Here is a 21,566-nt window from a genome sequence, read left to right on the forward strand (position 1 = left end):
GCACCATTCGCACCAGCACCATTAGCACCCTGGCACCGTTAGCACCAGCACCGTTAGCACTTTTGGCACCTTTAGCACCCTTAGCACCTCATTCCATGGTCTCGAGCGAGATCGCAGTCACGTTGCCTGACGGATCTGTCCGTCACGTCGGCGCCGGCAGCACGCCTGCCGACGTCGCGGCCTCGATTTCTCCGCGCCTCGCCAAGGCCGCCATCGCGGCGATCGTCGACGGCACGCCGGTCGACCTGACGCGGCCGTTGGCGGGCGATGCCCGGCTCGAGATCCTGACCGACCGCGGGCCCGACGCCCTTCACGTCTACCGGCACAGCACGGCGCATTTGCTGGCCGCGGCGGTGACGAACCTGTTCCCCGGCGTGCAGTGCGGCGTCGGCCCGGCGCTCGAGGACGGCTTCTACTACGACTTCGTCGTGCCGCGTCCGTTCGTCCCCGAGGACCTCGAGGCGATCGAGAAGAAAATGAAGGAGCTGGCGGCGCAGGACCTGCCCTACGACCACCAGTTCTGGCCGAAGCAGGACGCGATCGACTTCTTCCGCGGGCGCGGCGAGCCGCTCAAGGTGCAGCTGATCGAGGAGAAGACGGCCGGCCAGTCCGAGGTCTCTGTCTACACCATCAAGGACAGGGACACCTTCGTCGACTTCTGCCTCGGCCCGCACGTGCCGTCCTCGAATCGCCTGAAGGCGTTCAAGCTGCTGAGCACGTCGAACGCCTACTGGAAGGGGGACGCGAAGGGCACGCCGATGCAGCGCGTCTACGGTACGGCGTTCTTCAGCGACAAGGATCTGCAGGCGCACCTGCAGCGCATCGAGGAAGCGAAGAAGCGCGATCACCGCAAGGTCGGCAAGGAGCTCGGTCTCTTCACGTTCCACCCGTGGGCGCCCGGCGCGGCGTTCTGGCTCGGCAAGGGGACGACGGTCTACAACACCCTCGCCAACTACATGCGCGGTGTGCTCTTTCCGGCCGGCTACCAGGAAGTGAAGGCGCCGATCATCTTCAACAAGGCGCTGTGGGAGACCTCGGGTCACTGGGAGCACTACCGCGAGAACATGTTCCTCGTGAAGTCGTCCGACGACGAGGAAATGGGCCTCAAGGCGATGAACTGCCCGGGCCACTTCCTGATCTTCGCCAGCGAGAAGCGCAGCTACAAGGATTTGCCGCTCCGCTTCCACGAGCAGACGCCGCTGCACCGCAACGAAGCGTCCGGCGTGCTCGCCGGGCTGACGCGCGTCCGGCAGTTCTCGCAGGACGATGCGCACTGCTTCGTGATGGAGTCGCAGATCGCCGAGGAAGTCGAGCGGCTGCTCCGCCTGGTGCAGCGGGTCTACGGGGATTTCGGGCTGCCCTACTCGGTGAAGCTGTCGACGCGCCCCGAGAAGTTCCTCGGCGAGGTGGAGACCTGGGATCACGCCGAAGCGTCGCTCAAGCAGGCGCTCGAAGCGGCGAACCAGCCGTACACGATCAACGCCGGCGATGGCGCGTTCTACGGCCCGAAGCTCGATTTCGACGTCACCGACGCGATCGGCCGTCAGTGGCAGTGCGCGACGATCCAGCTCGATTACCAGATGCCGCAGCGCTTCGACCTGAAGTACGTCGGCGCCGACAACACCGAGCACCGTCCAGTCGTCATCCACCGCGCGATCTTCGGCAGCTTCGAACGGTTCATCGCGATCCTGATCGAGCACTACGCGGGAGCGTTCCCGTTGTGGCTGGCGCCGGTGCAGGCGGTGGTCCTGCCGATCGCCGACCGTCACGCGGCGTACGCGGCCGGCGTGCAGGCGGCGCTGGCGGCGGTCGGGCTGAGGGTGGAGCTCGACGCGCGCCAGGAGAAGATCAACTATAAGATTCGCGAAGCCCAGCTTCAGAAGATCCCTTATATGCTGGTGGTCGGGGACAAAGAAGCGGCGGACGGCACGGTGGCGGTGCGGCGGCGGAGCGGCGGGGATCAGGGCACGCGCGCGGTTGACGAGTTCATCCGCGAGGCCCTGGCCGAAATCGCGGCCAAGCAGGAACCGGACGCGGTCCTGGCGGCGGCACGCTCATGAGGAGGCTTTATCGCATTTGATCGCAGTCCGCGGCGCGACGATCGCACGCGGGTCAACGAACGCATCCGGGTTCGCGAAGTCCGCGTCATCGACGAGGACGGCTCGCAGCTCGGGATCATGCCACCGCCGCAGGCGCTGGCCATCGCGCGGCAGAAGGGGCTCGACCTCGTGGAGATCGCGGCAACCGCGGTCCCGCCGGTCTGCCGCATCATGGACTTCGGGCGCTATCAGTATCAGGAACAGAAGCGCGCGCGGTCGGCGAAGAAGCACCAGAAGATCATCGAGGTCAAGGAAATCAAGTTCCGCCCGAAAGTCGACGAGCACGACTACCAGTTCAAGAAGAAGCACATCGAGCGCTTCCTCGAGGACGGCGACAAGGTGAAGGCGACGATCTTCTTCCGCGGACGCGAGATGGCGCACCCCGAGATCGGACGCCGCATTCTGGAGCGGCTGATCGGCGAGCTCGCCGACGTGGCGGTGGCCGAGACCACGCCGCGCCAGGAAGGCAACCAGATGCACACGATCCTGTCGCAGAAGGCGGGCGCCAAGAGGCCGAAGACCACGAAGGACGGCGAAGGAACGAAGGAGCGCGAAGGAACGAAGGAACATGCCTAAACTGAAGAGCCACCGGGGCGCGGCCAAGCGCTTCAAGAAGACCGCGAGCGGCAAGTTCAAGCGCGGCAACGCATTCAAGGCGCACATCCTGACCAGCAAGGATCGCAGCCGCAAGCGCAAGCTGAAGGGGACGACGATGGTGTCTCCGCAGGACACGGCGAAGCTGCGCCGGATGCTGCCCTACTAGAGTCTGGAAGGTAGAAGGAAAGATGCCTCGAGTCAAACGTGGAAATGTCCGTCGCGCGAAGCGCAAGAAGCTGCTCGCCCGCGCCAAAGGGTTTTACCAGACCAAGAGCAAGCTCTATCGCTCGGCGAAGGAATCGGTCGACACCGCACTCAAGTACGCGTTCGTCGGCCGGCGCAACAAGAAGCGCGATTTCCGCCGCCTGTGGGTGATGCGGATCAACGCGGCCGCGCGTGAGCACGGCCTGACCTACGGCCAGTTCATCGCCGGCCTCAAGGCGGCTGGCAACGTACTGGATCGCAAGAGCCTCGCCGAGCTTGCCGTGTCGTCGCCGGCCTCGTTCGCCAAGCTGGCCAAGACGGCGGCGAGCGCCAAGCCGATCGTCGCGAAGCGCCCGGCGCGCGGCGCCGACAAGCCGGCGCGACCGGCCAAGGCGAAGGCCGAAGCCGGCGCGTAGCGGCGGGTCAACGGATCGCAGGAGGCCAGGAGATCAGGCGGCCGGGAGAAATCCTGGTCCCGTGATCGTCTGGCCTTTTGTCGTAGAGACGGTGTTCACCACATGACCGACGACTACAGCCGGCTGCTCGAGTCGCATCGAAGCCAGTTCGACAGCGACGCGGCCGCCGCATCGAATGACGTCGACGTGCGCGGCGTACGCGACAAGTACCTGTCTCGCAAGAACGGGCTCATCGGCGCGTTGATGAAGGCCGTGGCGGGCGCGCCCGCCGAGAAGCGGCCGGCGCTCGGTCGCGCCGCGAACGAACTGAAACAGTACGCCGAGACCGTGATCGAGCAGAAGCTTGCCGCGGCCGGCGACGCGGCGCGTCTCCGCGCCGCGCGCGCCGACACGCTCGACGTGACACTGCCGGGCCGCGCGCCGCTCGTCGGCCGGCGGCACCCGCTCACGGTCATGCGCGATCGCGTCGAGGCCATCTTCCTGCGCATGGGATTTCTCGTCGTCGAGGGACCCGAGCTCGAAGACGACTACCACAACTTCGAAGCGCTCAACATGCCGGCCGAACACCCGGCGCGCGACATGCAGGACACGCTCTACCTCGCGGCGCCGGTGGCGTCCGTGTCGGGCGCGCCCGCTACGCTGCTGCGGACGCATACCTCCGGCATGCAGATCCGCTATATGGAGACGCACCAGCCGCCCGTGCGCCTGATCGCGCCTGGGCGCGTCTACCGCCGTGACGGGCTCGACCTGACGCACTCCCCCATGTTCACGCAGGTCGAGGGGCTGGTGGTCGGCGAAGCCGTCACCCTGGCGGATCTCAAGGGGACGCTCGTCACCTTCGCCCACGAGCTGTTCGGCGCCGATCGCGGCACCCGCTTCCGTCCGAGCTTCTTCCCGTACACCGAGCCGAGCGGCGAGCTCGACATCAGCTGCGCCGCGTGCGGCGGGACCGGCCGCGTCGGGCCGAGGCGCGGCGAGGCTGCCGGCGAACGCGGCTGCGGCATGTGCAAGGGGACCGGTTGGATCGAAGTCCTCGGCAGCGGCATGGTGCACCCGGCGGTCTTCGAGGCCGTCGGCTACGACGCCGAGAGGTACACGGGCTTTGCCTTCGGTGTCGGCATCGAGCGGCTGGCGCTCCTCAAGTGGGGCATCGAGGACATCCGCCTGTTCTACGAAAACGACCTGCGATTCCTGGAGCAGTTCCCCCTGTGAAGCTTCCCTACGCGTGGCTCACCGAGCTGGTCAAGGTGCGCGCGGACGTCGACGCGGTGGCGTCGGCGCTGGCGGCGCGCGGATTCGAGGTCGCGGCGGTCGACGCCGGCGTGATCGATTTCGAGATCACGGCGAATCGGCCCGACTGTCTCAGCATCCTCGGGCTGGCGCGGGAAGCCTCGGCGGCGTTTGGCGTCCCCCTGCAAATGCCGGACGCGACACTGCCGCCGGCCGGCCAGCCGCAGCCGATCGACGTCGTCATCGAGGATCCGGAACTCTGTCCCCGCTACTGCGCGCAGGTGTTCGAGGTCCGATCGACCGGGCACACCCCCGACTGGATGCGGCAGCGACTCGAGGCATGCGGGGTGCGCAGCACCAGCCCGATCGTCGACACCACCAACTACGTGATGCTCGAAACGGGGCAGCCGACGCATGCGTTCGACTATGCGAGGCTTGCCGGACGCACGCTGCGCATCCGGCGCGCCGCGCCGGGTGAACGGATCACGACGCTGGACGGCGTCGCGCGGGTCCTCGACACCGAGATGCTGGTCATCGCCGATGGCGAACGGCCACAGGCAGTGGCGGGAGTGATGGGGGGGGCGCACTCCGAGATCGCCGCCGGCACGCGGCTCATGGTGCTGGAGAGCGCTTGTTTCAAGCCAGCCGCGGTTCGCCGCACCAGCAAGCGGCTCGGCCTGAAAACCGAAGCGTCGACGCGTTTCGAGCGCGGCGCCGACGTCAACGCGGCGGCGGCGGCGATCGGGCGCATCGCGGCGCTGCTGCAGCAGATCGGCGCGGCGCAGCCGCTTGGCCCGACCGTCGATCGCTATCCCGCGCCACGGACGCCCCTGGTCCTGACCCTGCGCGCATCGCGCATCGAGCGTCTGCTCGGGGTTCCGGTGGCGGAGGCTGAGGTCCCGCGGCGTCTCGAGCCGCTGGGTTTTTCGGTGTCCCAGGCGGAGCTCCCCACCTCCACCGCGCCTGTTCCGACCGTCTGGTCCGTCACCGTCCCGACCTTCCGCGTGGACGTGCTGCGCGAGGTCGACCTCATCGAGGAGATCGCGCGGGACGACGGTTACCGGGGCCTGCCGGCGACCTTTCCCGCACCAGACGCGCTGCAGCCGGCTCCGGATGGGCGCGCGGCGCGGGATCAGCGCCTGCGTCACGTGCTCACCGCGTGCGGTTTTTCCGAAGCGATGACCTTCGCCTTCATCGAGGCTGAAGCGGCGGCGCCGTTCGCGGAGGACGCCGCGTCACTCGTCAGAGTGGCCAACCCCCTGTCCGAAAAGTTCGCGGTGCTGCGGCCCTCCCTGCTGGCCGGACTGGTCGACGCGGCCGCGCACAATCGGCGCCGGCAGCACGCCGATGTGCGGTTGTTCGAAGTCGGCACGCGCTTCAAGGCGTCCGGGGAGGCGCGCACCGTCGCCGGCGTCTGGACAGGCGCGGCACAGCCGCCACACTGGTCGGGCGGTGCGCGCAGCGTGGACTTCTTCGACGTCAAAGGGGTCGTCGAGGCGATCGCGCGCGCCTTCCACGCGCCGGTCGCCTGCGCGCCGGCCGATATTCCCTACCTCGTCCCGGGCCGGTCCGCGGTCATCAGTCTTGACGGCCAACCCGGCATCATCGGCGTCGTTGGCCAGATCGCCCCCGCGATCGCCGAGGCCCGAGGCTGTCCGAACGGCGAGCCGGTCTGGGCTTTCGAGCTCGACGCGGGGCCGCTCGGATCGGCTGACACGGCCGAAGCGCTGCGCGCCGAGCCGCTGCCACGGTTCCCGTCGATCGTCCGAGACCTGTCGATCCTCGTCGATAGCACCTTGCCTGCCAGCACGGTTCGTGGCACGATCCGCTCGTCGGCTCCTCCGACGCTCGTGCAGGCGATCGAGTTCGATCGGTATACGGGCAAGGGGGTGCCGGAGGATCGCGTCAGCCTGTCGCTGCGTCTGATGTTCCGATCGCCGGAACGGACGCTGACCGACGCCGAGGCCGACGCCGCGATGGATTCGATCGTGCGCGCGCTTGCGGCCGCGCACGGGGCAGTCAGGCGCTGACCGACGCGCGGTCGTGGCGCCGAGGGCGAGCCCCCGGAAAGGACGCGAATGGTAAAGGCAGCGGTTGCGGCAGCCCCCGTGGATGTCGAGGCCATCGACCGGCTGGAGCAGAAGCTGAAACAGCTCGTGACTGTGCTCGACCAGACGCGCGCAGAGAGCACTCGCGCCAACGGCGAGCTGGCCAAGGCGCGGGGGGAACAGGCGCGCGCGAGCGAAGAGATGACCCGGACGCGCGCCGAACAGGTGCGGGCCGCCGAAGAGAACACGCGGCTGCGGGCCGAGCTCGACGCCGCCAGGGGCCGCCTCGCGGAAGCGGAAGGCACCGGGACCGAGCTTGCTGCTCTTCGGACCGAGCGCGACCACGTTCGCGGCCGGGTCGATGAGATGCTCAAGCAGCTCGAGAGCCTCAACCTCTAACCCACCGACATGGAATCCCGCGTCGTCAGCATCGAGATCAACGGCATCCGGTATCCGATCCGCAGTCATCTCGATGCCGCCTACATCGCGGATCTCGCCGCGTATGTCGAGCAGAAGATGGTGCTTGCGGCGAAGGAGTCGCCGGCCGGCGACACGCTGAAGATTGCGGTCCTCGCCGCGCTCAATATCGCCGACGAGTGCTTCCGCGCCCGTGAGGAGGGCACCGCCCAGCGGACGGGCATCAACGAGCGCGCGCAAGAACTGGAGCGGATGCTGGACCTGGCGCTCGCGGGCAGCGAACCGCTTGCCCGGGCAGCCGGTTCACACTAAGATCCTCCTGAGGAGTTCGAGTTCCCTGCTTTGCGCGTGATGGTTCATGGAGGCTCGCTTTGAGCCAATGCTCCATCTAAGCGAATCGCGGCGCCGCGCCGTGTGCATGCCTCTGCAAGAGGAAGCCTGACGCGCGGTGACGAACGGCGGTTCCACCTGGTTTTGCCAGGTTCAAACGACCTCCCCACACGGCAAAGCGGGGCCTTTTCCCGGCGGCGTGCCGCGCCGTTTAGCAGATAGATAGAAGGTCCGATGAGCCCGATGAGCCTCCCCGTCGTGCTCCTGGCGCTCGGAGCAGCGTGCGATTTGCTCGCGCTGGGCGCCGCGATCTGGTGGGTGGCGAGCCGCAAGCGCATCGCCAGCGACACCGTCGGCCGCGCGCAGGATGAAGCGCAGCAGATCCGCCGCGCCGCCGAGCGCGACGCCGAGTCCCTCAAAAAAGAAGCGCAGCTCGAAGCGCGCGAGAAATCACACGGCGTCGTCGCCGCCGCCGAACAGCAGGCGCGCGCTCGTCAGCTGGAAATCGCCGGCCTCGACCAGGCGCTCGCCGAGCGCACCCGCGCCCTCACCGAGCGCCTCGCCGACGCTGAGCGGACCGAGCGTGAGCTGCGCGCCCGCGACACCCGGCTCATCGACCTGCAGCACCGCGCCGACACGGCGGCCGCGCGCGCCGACCAGCTCGTCGCCGACCGGCAGCGCGAGCTGCAGCGCGTGGCGGGGATGACCGGCGAGGAGGCGCGCGAGTTCCTGCTCAAGCAGATCGAAGCCGACGCCCGCCGCGATGCCGCCAACCTGGTCAAGCGCCTCGAGGCCGAGGCCCGCGAAACCGCCGGCCAGCGCGCGCAGCAGATCATCGCCGACGCGATCCAGCGGAGCGCCGCCGACCACGCCATCGAGACCACCGTCTCGGTCGTCGACCTGCCGAGCGACGATATGAAGGGGAGGATCATCGGCCGCGAAGGGCGCAACATCCGCGCGCTCGAGCAGGCGACGGGCGTCGAGCTCATCGTCGACGACACCCCCGGAGCGATCATCCTGTCGTCGTTCGATCCCTTCCGGCGCGAGGTCGCGCGCCAGGCCATCGCGCGGCTGATCGCCGATGGCCGGATCCACCCGGCGCGCATCGAGGAGGTCGTCGAAAAGGTCAAGGCCGAGATGGAGGACTCCGTCCGCCGCGAGGGAGAAGCCGCCGCCTTCGAGCTCGGCCTCTATGACCTGCACCCGGAAGTGCTCCGGCTGATGGGCCGGCTGAAGTTCCGCACGAGTTACGGCCAGAACGTGCTCAACCACTCGCGCGAGGTGGCGTTCCTGGCCGGCATCATGGCGAAAGAGCTCGGGCTGAACGGCCACGTCGCGGCGCGTGCCGCCTTCCTGCACGACATCGGCAAGGCGATCGATCGCGATCTGCAGGGAACCCATCTCGAGCTCGGCCTCGACTTCCTTCGCAAGCACGGCGAGAGCGAGCCGGTGCTGCTGGCGGTGGCGGCCCACCACATGGACATCGACTGGCCCTCGCTCGAAGCGATGATCGTCCAGGCCGCCGACGCGATCTCGGCCGCGCGGCCCGGCGCGCGGCGCGACATCCTCGAGTCGTATGTGAAGCGGCTCGAAAAACTCGAGAGCATCGCCGACTCGTTCCACGGCGTCTCGAAGGCCTTCGCGCTCCAGGCCGGGCGGGAGATTCGCATCGTCGTCGAGAGCGATCAGATCAGCGACGAAGAGACCGTCTGGCTCTCCAGGGACATCGCCAAGCGGATCGAGAACGAACTCGAGTATCCAGGCCAGATCAAGGTCACCGTCATCCGTGAAACACGGGCCGTCGAATACGCGCGATAGTCTCGGCGAGCGCGAGCTGATCGCCGCGATTCGTGCGCGAACGCCGACGGCGGCGTGGCTCACGATCGGCATCGGCGACGACGCGGCGGTCGCAGAGCCGGCGCGCGGCGCGCTCGAGATCCTCACCACCGACGCGCTCGTCGAGTCCGTGCATTTCGATCGGCGCCTCAGCTCGCCTGCCGACATCGGCTGGAAAGCCCTCGCGGTGAACCTCTCTGACGTGGCGGCGATGGGCGGCACGCCGCGGCTGGCGCTGCTCTCGCTCGGCGTGCCCGAACACATGGACGGCCGAGAGGTGAACGAGCTGGTCGACGGCTTCCTCGAGCTGGCCTCTCAGAACGGGGTCGTCCTGGCGGGCGGCAACGTGACGCGATCGCCCGGTCCCCTCTTCGTCGACGTCACCGTCACCGGCTTCGCCCGCCGCCGCAACGTGCTCACCCGCAGCGGCGGACGCTCCGGCGACGACGTCTACGTCTCTGGCACGATCGGAGCGGCCGCGGCCGGACTTTCGTGGTGGAAGGAGTCGGGGGACGCGAAGGAGCTCGCCGGATTCCAGGAGTGTATCGAGCGACATCGACGGCCGCAGCCGCGCACCAGGCTCGGCGCGCTGCTCGGTCGCAACCGCGCGGCGAGCGCCTGCATGGATCTCAGCGACGGGCTGGCCGACGCCGTCCGCCAGGTCGCCGAGGCGTCTGGCACCGGTGCCCGGATCGACGCCTCGCTGCTGCCGATCGATCCGGCGGTCCGCGAGTGGTTTTCGCGCCGCGGCCTCGATGCCGCGGCCGCCGCAGCGGCGGGCGGCGACGACTACGAACTGCTCTTCACGGTGCCGCGCCGTCGCCGCGGCCGCCTGGCGACCGTCGTCAGGCAGGCGCGGGGCGTGTCTGTCACGCGTATCGGCGCACTCACGGCCGAACCCGGCGTGTTCCTGGTTCGCGGCGAGGCATCGGAACCGCTGCCCGCCGGTTTCGTGCATTTCTAGACCATGCAGCTGCTGTCCCCACGGATGCGTCATTGGCTCGACCAGATGCTGCATACGCACGACACGCCGGAGCGAACGGCCGCGGCGTTCGCGCTGGGGGTGTTCTTCGGGTTCTCGCCTCTGCTTGGGTTTCACACTGTCCTCGGACTCGTCTTCGCGTTTGCCCTGAGCCTGAATCGCGTCGCAGTGCTGCTGGGGATCTACTCCAACCTGCCCTGGATCCTCCCGGCGTACTACACGCTCGCGACGGCGGCCGGCGCAGCCGTACTCCGGGTCCCCATCAAACCGCGCCTGCTGAAGGAACTGACCGCGGCACTGGCCGACGGTTCCTGGACGGATTTTCGTCTCCTGGCCCACGCGCTCACGCCGCTGGCGTGGGCCTACGTTCTAGGCTCCACCGTGGGCGCCATTTTGCTCAGCCTCATCGCGTATCGCGTCTCCCTGACGATGATCGTGGCTCATCGCCGCCGGACAGAGCACATCGTAAGCGACTGAATTGTAAGAAGTTACAATTCACGACGGTCGGTGTTTGGGCTTTTGACTGAACGCCACCGGCGCCCTATAGTGTCTTGGGTGGCGGGCCAAGCCCGCCAGCCGCCAGCCCCATGCTGATGTCGATTTCCCGATCGTTCACCCGCAAGCTTGCGGCAACGACCACGGTAGCGGTGGGGCTGGCGTTGATGTACGAGTCGAAGGTGATCGACTTCAGCGACATCTCGCTCCCGCTCGAAACGACTGATGCGGCGTCGCTCGCCGACGCGGTCCCGGCGTCGGGCATCCAGCACCTGCAATTCGCCGCCACCGCTTACTGCAAGGGTTCGACGACCGCCTCGGGCGTGAACGTGCGGACCGGCATCGCCGCCGCCGATCCCGGGCTGCTTCCGGTCGGGTCGGTCATCCAGGTGTATCGCCTGGGCGAGCGCTATAACGGCATCTACACGATCATGGACACGGGTCCCTCCGTTCAGGGGCGCCACATCGACATCTACATCTGGAACTGCAACGAAGCGCTGCAGCTCGGACGCCGCGACATCGCCATCAACGTCCTGCGACTCGGCTGGAACCCGACTGCGAGCAAGCCCAATCTGATCCAGCGCCTCTTCCGCCAGCGCGAGGCGGCCCGTCTGGAGGCCCAGGCTCCGTTACCTTCGCGCCCCATCGAAATCCACTAGACGGGACCACTTTTCACGCGGCCGAATACCAGCTTCGATTCTTCTATTGAGAGGCTGGAGCCTCGATCGATGAAGAATGGGCACTGGTCTCCGGCTCGTGGGGAGCGACGCCCAGGCGCTCCTGATTTCTGTACTGCAGTTGATACAGCTTGTAGTAGATCCCCCGCATCGCGAGCAGTTCCTGGTGCGTGCCGGCTTCCCGCAGCTGCCCTTTGTGCAGCACCAGGATCTTGTCCATGTCCTGGATCGTCGATAGCCGGTGCGCGATCGCGATCGTCGTCCGTCCGGACATCAGCACGTGCAGCGCGTCGCGGATCAGAATCTCGGTTTCGGTGTCGACGCTCGACGTCGCTTCGTCGAGCACCAGGACGCGCGGGTCGAAAGCGAGCGCGCGCGCGAACGAGAGCAGCTGTTTCTGACCGACCGAGAGCGTCGCTCCACGCTCCGCGACCGCCGACGCATAGCCGTGCGGCAGACGCGACACGAACGAATCCGCGTGCACCGCGGCGGCGGCGTGGCGAACCGCGGCGTCGGAGATGTCAGCGCCCAGGCGGATGTTGTCGGCAACCGTGCCCGAGAACAGTTGCACGTCCTGCAGCACCAGGCTGAACAGCGCGCGCAGCCGTTCCAGATCCGTCTCGCGCACATCGGTCCCGTCGACCACGACGCGGCCGCGGGTCGTGTCGTAGAAGCGCAGGAGGAGATTGATGATCGTCGACTTCCCGGCGCCGGTCGCCCCGACGATGCCGACGCGCTCGCCCGGAAGGACCTCGAACGACACGTCGCGCAGCACGTAGTCCGGCTCTCCCTCGGCGGTCTTGCCATAGGCGAACCAGACGTGGTCGAAGACGATATGCCCGGACGTCTTGGATTGGATGTCCGGCGTCAGCGGTCCGGCCGGCGGCGACTGGATGGCCACCGGTTCGTCGAGCAGCGTGAAGATGCGCTCGGAGGACGCCATCGCCGCCTGCAGGATGTTGAACTTCTCCGACATGTCGGAGATGGGGCGGAAGAAGCGCTGCGAATAGAGCAGAAAGGCGACGAGCGACCCGAGTGTCAGCGAACCCTGCAGCACCCAGCGCCCGCCGAACCAGATGGTCAGCGCCGCCGCCAGCGCGCCGATCACCTCGACCGCAGGGTAGAACGCGGCGTAGTAGAAGATCGATTCGATGTTGGCGGTCCGGTGTTTCTGGTTGATCGCGTCGAATTCGCTGAAGGCGCGGCTCTCGCGGCGGAAGAGCTGGACCGTCGCCATGCCGGTGATGTGTTCCTGCAGGAACGCGTTGATCCGGGCGATCAGCCGCCGTACGGTCCGGTACGATTCGCGGACGTTGCGACGGAACCACTGCGTGACCACGACGATGAGCGGCAGCACCGCGAACGCCACCAGCGCGACGCGCCAGTTCATCGACAGCATCACGATCATGATGCCGGCAAGGGTGAAGACGTCGCCGAAGATGGAGACGACGCCGGAGGTGAAGAGGTCGTTGATCACATCGACGTCGGTCGTGACGCGAGTCATCAGCCGTCCCACCGGGCTGCGGTCGTAGAACCGCAGGTCGAGCCGCTGCAGATGGCGATAGGTCTCCATCCGCATATCGAACATGATCCGCTGGCCGGTCGTCTGCAACAGCCACGTCTGAGTGAACTCGAGGCAGAAGCCGCCGGCGATCACCAGCAGGTAGGCAAACGCGATGCGGTCGACGCCGTCGAGGTCGCGTGAGGGGATGAAGCGGTCGATGGCCAGCTTCATCAGATAGGGCTGGGCGAGCTGAAGGATGGAATTGGCGATGATCGCCGCCAGCGCCGCCAGCGCGTGGGCGCGGTAGGGGCGCAGATACGCCAGCAGCCGGCGCATCAGCCTCGCATCGTAGTCCTTGCCCAGTATCTCGTCGTCTTGAATCGTCACCGGATCCGTGTCCTCCGCCTCGCCCCTCGCTAACTCGCCTGCAGCTCCTCTTCCAGGAGCTGCTTGCGGTACATCGCCGCGTAGAGTCCGTTCGCCGCCACCAGCGCCGCATGCGTACCGCGCTCGGCAACCCGTCCGGCGTCGAGCACGAAGATGCAGTCGGCTTCACGCACAGTCGAGATACGGTGAGCCACGATGATCGACGTCCGCTGGCGCATCACCGAGCGCAGCCGTGACAGGATCTCCTCCTCCGTATACGTATCGACCGCTGAAAGCGCGTCGTCGAGAATCAGGATCTTCGGATCGACGTACAGCGCCCGCGCCAGCGCCGTGCGCTGCTTCTGCCCGCCCGACAGCGTGATGCCGCGCTCCCCGATCGTCGTCGCATACCCCTTGGGAAAGCCCGCGACATCCTTATCCAGCCGTGCGACCGCCGCACTTTCCCGCTCCTTCGTGTCCTTCGTGTCCTTCGTGTCGTTCGTGCCCCCGAGCACGATGTTGTCAGCGATCGAGGCGGAAAACAGGAAGGGCTCCTGCGGCACGAACCCGATCTCGCCGCGCAGCCGCGCGAGAGGGATTTCGCGGATGTCGACGCCGCCGATGCAGATCGTGCCAGGCGGCGGCTCGTGCAGACGCGGCAGCAGCGAGATCAACGTCGACTTGCCTGCCCCGGTCGCGCCGATGAACGCCGCGGTCTGGCCCCCTTCGATGCGCAGGCTGATGTCCCGGAGCACCGGCTGCCCGCTTTGCGGGTACTCGAACGTGAGGTTGCGGATGTCGATGGCGCCGTCGAGTGCGGCGGTGCGGCCCCGATCGGTCACCGCGGCATCGGTGATCGCGGGCTCGTGGTCGAGCACCTCGAGCATACGCCCCCACGAGGCGAGGCCGCGCTGCAGGATGTTCGTCACCCAGCCGAACGCGATCATCGGCCAGCTGAGCATCACCAGGTAGCCGTTGAACGCGACGAATTCCCCGAGCGTGATGTGGCCGTGGATGACGTCCCGGCTTCCGACCCACAGCACCATCAGCGACCCGAGGCCGAGAAACAGCGTCATGCTGGGATAGAACGCGCCCTGCAGCCGGATTAACACCCGATTGCGCCGCAGGTACTCCTCATTCGATCGCCGGAACCGCTCGATCTCGTGCGCCTCCTGCCGGTAGGCGCGGACCACCCGCACCCCCGAGAGCGATTCCTGGACAACGGCGCTGATGTCCGAGAGCTGCGCCTGGATCTGCTCGAAGCGGCGGTGAATGGCCGACCCGAAATAGCGCACCGCGATCGTCACGAACGGCAGCGGCAGCAGCGCCAGCAGCGTCAGCCGGCGATCGATGGTCAGCATCACGCCGATCGCGATCACGAACACCAGCACGGTATTGGCGGTGTACATCACCGCTGGCCCAATCATCATCCGCACGGCGTTGAGGTCGTTGGTCGCCCGCGACATCAGATCGCCGGTGCGGCGCGCCTGGTAGTACCCGAGGGGCTGCTGCTCGAGCCGGGCGAAGAAGTCGTTGCGGATGTCGTACTCGATGTCGCGCGACGCCCCGATGAGGATCCGGCGCATCAGGAACAGGAAGAGGCCGCGCATCAGCGAGACACCGAGCAGCAGCCCGGCATACAGCGCCAGCTTCTCGCGCGTGACCACGCGATGCAGATCGTCGATGGCGTACTTCAGCACCCAGGGCGCAAGCAGCTGAAACGCCGTCGTCGACACGACGCACGCGAGGCCGGTCAGGAACGCGCGGCGGTGACGATCGACGTAGGGAAGGAGCTTCCGGGCCGGGGAGGGCATCGTTCTCTCAGAGGATAGCAGGCGGCGCCGCGGCAAGGGCCGCGTCGGCGCGCCCGGCGGACGGGCGGGTGTGATGGAAAACAGAGCGCCCGGCAGAAGCCGGACGCCCCGCTCCTCCCAACGACAATCCGAAAGTTTGGACCCGGCCGTACCGTCTGATTGGATCCGCGAGTCGGCGTATCAGGCCAACATGCTGACGCGCTTCAGATTTTTAGGAATCCCGGTCGGATACGCGGTCGATACAGCAAGCGAGATGCCGTCGGCAGGGTCCGCCAGCGCTAGAGGCCGACGCCGGTGAGATCGCCACCCAGCAGCGCATCCTTCATCAGGCGGCTGCCGCAGTCGAGGTGATCTTCCATGCGGGTGCGCGCGCCGGCGGCGTCCCGGCACGAGATCGCCTCGGCGATCTGCTGGTGGGCTTCGGCCGCGTTCTCGCTGAACCGCCCGAAGTTGACGCCGAGCGACATGAAACGATCGATCTGCGCCAGACAGCGCTCGATGAGCTCGAGCGCCAGGGTGTTGCGCGCGCAGGCGGCGATCGCCAGGTGAAACTGGACGTTGGCCGTTTCCGATACGCGGTAGTCCTGGCCGCCGCCCATCGGCACACAGGCCAGCGCGCGCAGACGGGCGATGTCGGCCTCCGTCGCGAGCTCCGCCGCGCGCGCGGCCGCCGCCCCTTCGAGCAGGCGCCGCACGTCGAACGTGTCGTGAATCTGCTGCACGGTGACGCGAGCCACGAAGTAGCCATGGCCAACGACGCGTTCGAGGTAGCCTTCCTGCCAGAGCCGCGCAAGCCCCTCGCGAATCGGCGTGCGGCTCATCCCGTGTTCGCTCGCCAGCCCGACTTCCGACAGCGCGGCGCCGGGACGATACTGCCCTTCGACGATGGCGGCTTTCAGGTTGCGGTACGCGCGTTCGACGTGCGGCGCATCGGCCTTCACGCGTCGAACCGGCCTGGCCTTCACCATGCGGCGGAGTATACCTAGCGGGTCCGACCAGCGGCAATACGTGCTATTCTGACCGCGCCTGCTCCCAGCGGGCGCGTGCCAGGCGGTTTTTCATCAACATTTCCGGGGCGGGAACGACCTATGCGCACGCGTGTGTTTGCATTCACCCTCTGTTGCCTGACCGGCCTTGCCATGGCCGCCCCAGCCGAGGCGCAGTATGGCGCCAGCCACGCCAGCTCCAATCGTGCTACCGGCGAGACCTACCACGTGGAACTGGGAGTCGAGTTCTGGGACCCGGTGCCGGACCCGGTTGTCATCTCGAGCGAGTCGTTGGGGATCATCGGGTCGAACATCGACTTCGTCAATCAGCTCGGCATCGCGCGCACGAAGTTCCGGCAGCTCGACGTGGTACTGCGTCCCGCCACCAAGCACAAGTTCCGCTTCGAATACACGCCGATCGACTACGAGGCGCAGAAGGTCGTCACCGCATCCTTCGTGTTCAACGGACAGCGATACGACATCGGCGTACCGGTCACCACCGAGCTGCAGTGGAAGGCGTACCGCTTCGGTTACGAATGGGATTTCGTCTACCGCGACCGCGGCTTCGTCGGCCTGCTCCTCGACCTGAAGTACACCGACATCCAGGCGACGCTGACCGCGTCGACGGTCGGCGCGTCGCAGTTCACCCACGCACGCGCGCCGATTCCGGCCATCGGGATCGCCGGACGCGGCTACATCGTGCCCAACATCTCGATCTCCGGCGAATTCAGCGCGTTCAAGCTGCCAGACCGCGCGCTCAACACCGACCAGTACTCGGGCAAGTACTACGATTTCAACCTCTATGGCACGGTGAACTTCACCGATCATTTCGGCGCCCAGCTCGGCTACCGCGCCTGGGACATGTACTACAAGGTGAAGCACGACTCCGGATCGATGACGCTGAAGGGACCCTACTTCGGCGCGGTCGCCCGGTTCTGACGGGTCGCCGGCGGGCGCCGCAGTTTCAGACGCCGGTCAGGGTGGTGGGATTCATCGGCCGGCTGATCGCCTGACGTTCCCGCCGCCTACTCCGGCCGCACGAACACGCCGAGGAACCGCGTGTCCGTGTTCCGCCCGTCGACGTCGGACGGCCGGAAACCGGCTTCGGATCGGATGCGCAGGAACACTGTGCCGGGCGCAACGAGAGGGACCTCGATCCGCCGCTCTTCTCCAGGCTTGAGCGCCACGTCACCCCGCCAGCCCGCCGTTTCCAGCAGCACGCGGTTGTCGGCCGCGCCGTTCCTCAGCAGGATCGCCAGCGCCGGAGACGGACGATCGGCGTGGGCGGCGACGGTCGTGTCCCGGCCTCCTCCGACCCAGAAGCCCGACGGCTCGGGGAACGCGCGATCGTCGAGGAAATAGACCACGCTCGCGCCGTAGCGGACCGCGCGGCGTGCCGTCTCGTGGGGGGCCTGGCCGGACGCCATCGACACCGGCCGCAGCGCGATCGCGTCGAGCTGATCGCGCGCGCCTTCGTCGGCCCGCACCGTCAGCGCCCGCACGTCCACCGGGAGATCGATCCGGACGCCGGCGTCGAAAGCGCCGATCGGCTGCGTGACGATCGCGAATTGATCATTGCCGACCCCGGCCATCACCCACCCCTCGGTGTTCAGTAGCCCGCGGTGGCGGCGCACCTGGAGCAGGTAGGACCCCGCCGGCACGCCGGGGAAGACCGCAAGCGGCCGGTTCAGCGGCCGCGGCCCACCGCGGCCGGCGCGGACCGCGACCGGCACCTCGAGCGACAGGTTCCAGGCGGCGGCCTGCGGAATGCGACGGGGGGCTGTCAGATCGAAGGCGGCCGTCCGCGAAACGGCGAGCAGTCGCAGCGCGTCCATCTGTGCCGCGACGGCACTGTAAGGTGCCGCCTCCACCTTCCATACGACGGTGGCCGCCACCATCACGGCAGCGGCGGCCGCAGCGGTCAGCGCCGCGATCGCCCGCGTCCCGGCCAGCCGCCGGCGATCGATCCAGCGCGCCGCGGCCAGCGCCGCCGCGCCGAGACAGACGATCCAGGGCAGTGTCCCCCCGAATCCGTTTCGGGCCGCCGCGACGCGCGCCTGCAGGCCGGTCCCGATCGGCAGGGGTACGAAGGCCGGCAACGCCGAGGGGAGATCGACCACGCGCGTCCCCCATTCCAGCCAGGGAGCGGCGGTGGCACCGCCCTCGTTGCGCGTGTGGTAGCCGAGCCGACCGCCGCCGGCCGCCGCCATCACCGCCGACAGCCATATCGAGACGAGCAGCGCGGCGAGCATCACCATCCGCGGACCGCGCGTGGTCGCGGCGGCCCACGCGCAGGCCGCCGGAATCGCCAGCGGCAGCATCAGCGGCACGAGAAACCGCGCCGGTCCGCTCATCCCCGCCCACCACATGGCGAACGTCGTCACCGCCAGCAGGTACGGAAGCGCCACCACGCACCACTCGAGCGCGAGTCGCCGCGCGCGCGCGAAGCCGGCGAACGCCACCACCAGCACGGGCGCGGTCGCCAGCAGCCCGAAGCCCTGGTCGAAGAGCAGACCGCCGAGCCCGTTGGGCAGGAACGCGAACGCGCTGTCGACGCGGCCGCCGTACGGGGCCGACGGATCCGGCGTGCCATAGAGGACCGTGAAGAAGAACAGCCACGCGATCGCGCTCACCGCCGGCGGCAGCAGAAACGCGATCGCCTTCTGGAGCGATTTCGGCACGTGCGCGAGGCGGACGAGAATGAGGCCGCCGAGCGTGGCCGCCAGCACCGAAAACCTCGTGTGCATCCACGGCAGCAACGCCAGCGCCAAGCCATGAATAAACCAGCGAACCGAAGACCGTCCTTCGCCTCCTTCGCCTCCTTCGCGTCCTTCCCTTTCTGCGCGTAACAGCGCCCAGAAGCCGGTCAGGACGATCGCGGCGCCGGGACCATCGGGATAGACGGTGAAGGTTTCGAGGATCCATGGCGCCGCACCGGCGACGGCCGCCCAGCCGAACCACGCGGCGGCGGCGCTGCCGGTGACCCGCCAGGCGAGATACCACGCCAGCGCACAGGCGGCCGACGCCACCGCCAGCAGGAAGACGACCACGCCGTGATAGCCGCCCAGTGCGAACGCCGGTACCAGCAACGCCGGCAGGCCAGGCGCGTGGATCGAGTAGACGGCGCCGTTGCGGCCGCGCCGGATCGAATCGGGATTCAGATCGCCGGCGAAGTAGGCGCGATAGTCGCCGCGCCGGTGATTGTTCTCGATCTGCAGATCGTGGTCGTAGAGCAGGCTCTGCGTGATGATCAGGTAGTGCGGCTCGTCACCGCCGGGAATGGACGGTGAGGCGAACCAGGCTGCCGACGCGAACACGACGAAAGACACCAATCCCGCGAGCACGGTCTGCGCACGCGGGCTGGCCGCGGTCACCGACGGGACTCGCGGCTGCCACACGCCGACCAGCGCCGTCCCCGTCACGACCCACACGAGCGACAACAGGCCGCCGGTCCAGATCAGGAACGCGTTGGGAACGGTGAATGGCAGCCACGGCAGGAACACGAGCAGGAGCGGCGATACCGCGGCGAGGAGCGAGGCCTGGGCGGCCGGGCGGCGCCAGCCGATCGCCAGCACGATCGCGCCGGCCAGCGCGGACAGCGCGAGCCGCCAGGCATCCAGCGACAGGATGCCGACGCGCGCGCCGGCTGGCAGCATCGAAGGCGACGGACCGGCGAACGCAATCGCGCCGAACGACAGCAGCGCCGCCGCCGCGGTGAACGCGGCCGCCGCGATCGCGGCCGCACGTGGTGTCGAAACCGGCGCTACAATGACGGGCAATTCTACATGCAGGTCAGGCCCGGCACCATCGCGCGTCCGCGCGAGGTGCTCCTTCTCGCGTTTGCCGCCGTCGCTCTCGCGATCCTCATGACCTGGCCGCTCGCCACCGGTCTGTCGCGGCTCGGCCGCACGGCTCCGACCGACGCCGATGGCCAGTTCAGCATCTGGAACGTGTCGTGGGTGGCGCGCACGCTCGTCGCCGACCCGCTGCACGTGTTCGATGCGAACATCTTCGCGCCGCACAGGACCACGCTGGCGTACTCGGAAGCCAACCTGCTGCCGGGCGTGGTCGGCATCCCAGCCTGGTGGCTGACGCGCAATCCGTGGCTGACGCTCAATACCGCGATGCTGCTGGCCTTCGCGTCCGCATTCGCTGGCGCGTATCTTTTTTTCCTCTATGTGAGCGGCAGCCGCCCCGCGGCCGCAGCCGCCGGCGTGCTATACGCCTTCTGCCCGTATGTGATGTCGCACCTGTCCCACATTCAGCTGCTCTTCACGGGCGGGATTCCCCTGTCGCTCTACTGGCTGCACCGCCTGGCGGACGCCTGCCGGCGCGAGCCGGCGGCCGGCGAGCCGGGTGATGCTGCGGCCGGAGTCGGCTGGACGGTGCCCATCGCCCTCGGGCTCACGCTCGCCGCGCAGGCGCTCGCCTGCGCCTACTATGGCGTGTTCGCCGGCCTGATCGTCGGCTACGCGACTCTGGTGCTCGCGTCGACGCGCCGTCTCTGGCGATCGCGCTCGTGGTGGCAGGCGATCGCCACGGCCGGCATACTCGCGCTGGCCGTCACGGTGCCGGTGTTCATCCCGTATCTGCGCGTGCAGCGCGACACCGGCTTCGCGCGGACCGTCGACGACACCGCACGCTGGGCGGCGCGCCCGATCGACTATCTCGTGTCGGCGGCGCACGCGCACGCGCCCCTGCTCGACTACGCGCGACGCGCCGGTCCCTGGCTCGAAGTGCTGTTCCCGGGCTACATCGCCGTCTTCCTCGGCGCGGCCGGCATCGTGTTCGCCTTGCGGCGGCGATCGGCGCACCGGGAAACGGCGCTCGTCTATGGAACGCTCGGCCTGCTGGCGCTGTGGGCGTCGTTCGGTCCGCGCGCCGGCCTATATCGGGTCCTCTATGATCTGCCGACGTTCTCGTTCCTGCGCGCCCCGTCGCGCCTCGGGCTCGTCGTCATCATGGTGCTGGCGCTCTTTGCCTGTCTGGCGATCTCCGACCTGCTGGCGCGCCTTCCGCCGCGGCTGCGCGGCGCGTTCGGCGCGCTTGCCGTCCTCGCCGCGATCGCCGACGTCGCGGTCTTCCCGATCCGATGGTTCGCCGCGCCCGTCATCCCCGACGGCTATGCCACGCTGACGCATCGCGCCCGCGCGCCGGTGGCCGAGTTTCCGTTCTACGGCGACCGCGTCGCGTTCCCGCTGCACGCGCAGTACATGCTGTTTTCGACCGCGCACTGGCTGCCGCTCGTCAACGGCTACAGCGACGTGATCCCGGCCGATTTCCGCAGGGACGCGCCGATCCTCGATTCGTTTCCTTCGTCCGATGCGTTTGCCGCGCTCGCCCGCCACCGGGTGCGCTATATCACCGTGCACTGGGACATGTACGTGAACCGGCAGGAAGAGATCCGCCGCCGCCTCGAGCCCTACCGCGCCAATCTCAACGAGCTGTCGTCGAACGATCGGATGACGATCTACGAAGTGATCGCGTACCCGTGAATAGAGGATCGAAGCTGTCGCGCGGAGCGGGATGGAAGCTGTAGCGCGGACCTTCAGGTCCGCCTCAACG

18 protein-coding genes and 1 other RNA gene are annotated in these 21,566 nt (G+C 68.0%); 15 read left to right on the top strand and 4 right to left on the bottom strand.

What is annotated here, in order from left to right; genetic code table 11:
• Positions 1-122: 122 nt before the first annotated feature.
• The 13 genes from thrS to VGI12_05835 all read left to right on the top strand — a co-directional run bounded on the left by thrS (position 123) and on the right by VGI12_05835 (position 11,313).
• On the top strand, positions 123-2,060 hold the full coding sequence (gene thrS, locus VGI12_05775; protein ID HEY2432165.1) for a threonine--tRNA ligase: 1,938 nt from the start codon (positions 123-125) through the stop codon (positions 2,058-2,060).
• A 9-nt stretch (positions 2,061-2,069) separates the two neighbouring features.
• Positions 2,070-2,675: a translation initiation factor IF-3 gene (infC, locus tag VGI12_05780; protein HEY2432166.1), complete on the top strand. Its 606-nt coding sequence runs from the start codon at positions 2,070-2,072 to the stop codon at positions 2,673-2,675.
• Positions 2,668-2,862 (top strand): 50S ribosomal protein L35, encoded by a 195-nt coding sequence (gene rpmI / locus VGI12_05785; GenBank protein HEY2432167.1) that lies wholly within the window; start codon positions 2,668-2,670, stop codon positions 2,860-2,862. The genes infC and rpmI overlap by 8 nt, the downstream gene beginning before the upstream one ends.
• A 22-nt stretch (positions 2,863-2,884) precedes the next feature.
• Positions 2,885-3,316 carry a 50S ribosomal protein L20 gene (rplT, locus tag VGI12_05790; GenBank protein ID HEY2432168.1) on the top strand — a complete coding sequence of 144 codons (432 nt, stop codon included), beginning with the start codon at positions 2,885-2,887 and terminating at the stop codon, positions 3,314-3,316.
• 102 nt (positions 3,317-3,418) lie between these two features.
• Positions 3,419-4,528 (top strand): phenylalanine--tRNA ligase subunit alpha, encoded by a 1,110-nt coding sequence (gene pheS / locus VGI12_05795; protein ID HEY2432169.1) that lies wholly within the window; start codon positions 3,419-3,421, stop codon positions 4,526-4,528.
• Complete coding sequence (gene pheT, locus VGI12_05800) at positions 4,525-6,576, top strand: phenylalanine--tRNA ligase subunit beta (protein ID HEY2432170.1); 2,052 nt, start codon at positions 4,525-4,527, stop codon at positions 6,574-6,576. The genes pheS and pheT overlap by 4 nt, the downstream gene beginning before the upstream one ends.
• A gap of 48 nt (positions 6,577-6,624) precedes the next feature.
• A complete protein-coding gene (locus VGI12_05805; GenBank protein HEY2432171.1) occupies positions 6,625-6,993 on the top strand; it encodes a hypothetical protein in 369 nt (122 codons plus the stop codon).
• 9 nt (positions 6,994-7,002) lie between these two features.
• Positions 7,003-7,323, top strand: a complete 321-nt coding sequence (locus VGI12_05810; protein HEY2432172.1) for a cell division protein ZapA — start codon at positions 7,003-7,005, stop codon at positions 7,321-7,323.
• 19 nt (positions 7,324-7,342) lie between these two features.
• Positions 7,343-7,530, top strand: a non-coding RNA gene (gene ssrS, locus VGI12_05815) — 6S RNA.
• A gap of 54 nt (positions 7,531-7,584) precedes the next feature.
• Complete coding sequence (gene rny / locus VGI12_05820; GenBank protein ID HEY2432173.1) at positions 7,585-9,159, top strand: ribonuclease Y; 1,575 nt, start codon at positions 7,585-7,587, stop codon at positions 9,157-9,159.
• Complete coding sequence (thiL, locus tag VGI12_05825) at positions 9,128-10,141, top strand: thiamine-phosphate kinase (protein HEY2432174.1); 1,014 nt, start codon at positions 9,128-9,130, stop codon at positions 10,139-10,141. The genes rny and thiL overlap by 32 nt, the downstream gene beginning before the upstream one ends.
• Positions 10,142-10,144: 3 nt before the next feature.
• Positions 10,145-10,636: a DUF2062 domain-containing protein gene (locus VGI12_05830; protein HEY2432175.1), complete on the top strand. Its 492-nt coding sequence runs from the start codon at positions 10,145-10,147 to the stop codon at positions 10,634-10,636.
• Between the two features lie 110 nt (positions 10,637-10,746).
• On the top strand, positions 10,747-11,313 hold the full coding sequence (locus VGI12_05835; GenBank protein ID HEY2432176.1) for a 3D domain-containing protein: 567 nt from the start codon (positions 10,747-10,749) through the stop codon (positions 11,311-11,313).
• A gap of 43 nt (positions 11,314-11,356) precedes the next feature.
• On the opposite strand, the gene VGI12_05840 is transcribed toward VGI12_05835, so the two are convergent.
• The 3 genes from VGI12_05840 to VGI12_05850 all read right to left on the bottom strand — a co-directional run bounded on the left by VGI12_05840 (position 11,357) and on the right by VGI12_05850 (position 15,983).
• The gene (locus tag VGI12_05840; protein ID HEY2432177.1) at positions 11,357-13,222 is read right to left on the bottom strand and encodes an ABC transporter ATP-binding protein; all 1,866 of its coding nucleotides are present in this window, start codon (positions 13,220-13,222) and stop codon (positions 11,357-11,359) included.
• Positions 13,223-13,251: 29 nt separating this feature from the next.
• On the bottom strand, positions 13,252-15,015 hold the full coding sequence (locus VGI12_05845; protein ID HEY2432178.1) for an ABC transporter ATP-binding protein: 1,764 nt from the start codon (positions 15,013-15,015) through the stop codon (positions 13,252-13,254).
• Positions 15,016-15,293: 278 nt separating this feature from the next.
• Positions 15,294-15,983: a GntR family transcriptional regulator gene (locus tag VGI12_05850; protein HEY2432179.1), complete on the bottom strand. Its 690-nt coding sequence runs from the start codon at positions 15,981-15,983 to the stop codon at positions 15,294-15,296.
• 132 nt (positions 15,984-16,115) lie between these two features.
• Here VGI12_05850 and VGI12_05855 point away from each other — a divergent pair, with 132 nt between their 5' ends.
• Positions 16,116-16,940 carry a hypothetical protein gene (locus VGI12_05855; protein HEY2432180.1) on the top strand — a complete coding sequence of 275 codons (825 nt, stop codon included), beginning with the start codon at positions 16,116-16,118 and terminating at the stop codon, positions 16,938-16,940.
• A gap of 86 nt (positions 16,941-17,026) precedes the next feature.
• Here VGI12_05855 and VGI12_05860 read toward each other — a convergent pair whose 3' ends face one another.
• On the bottom strand, positions 17,027-19,780 hold the full coding sequence (locus VGI12_05860; protein HEY2432181.1) for a hypothetical protein: 2,754 nt from the start codon (positions 19,778-19,780) through the stop codon (positions 17,027-17,029).
• A gap of 6 nt (positions 19,781-19,786) precedes the next feature.
• Here VGI12_05860 and VGI12_05865 point away from each other — a divergent pair, with 6 nt between their 5' ends.
• Positions 19,787-21,496: a hypothetical protein gene (locus VGI12_05865; GenBank protein ID HEY2432182.1), complete on the top strand. Its 1,710-nt coding sequence runs from the start codon at positions 19,787-19,789 to the stop codon at positions 21,494-21,496.
• Positions 21,497-21,566: the final 70 nt, after the last annotated feature.

It is taken from the genome of Vicinamibacterales bacterium (genome assembly GCA_036496585.1).
Taxonomy (GTDB): Bacteria; Acidobacteriota; Vicinamibacteria; order Vicinamibacterales; family 2-12-FULL-66-21; genus JAICSD01.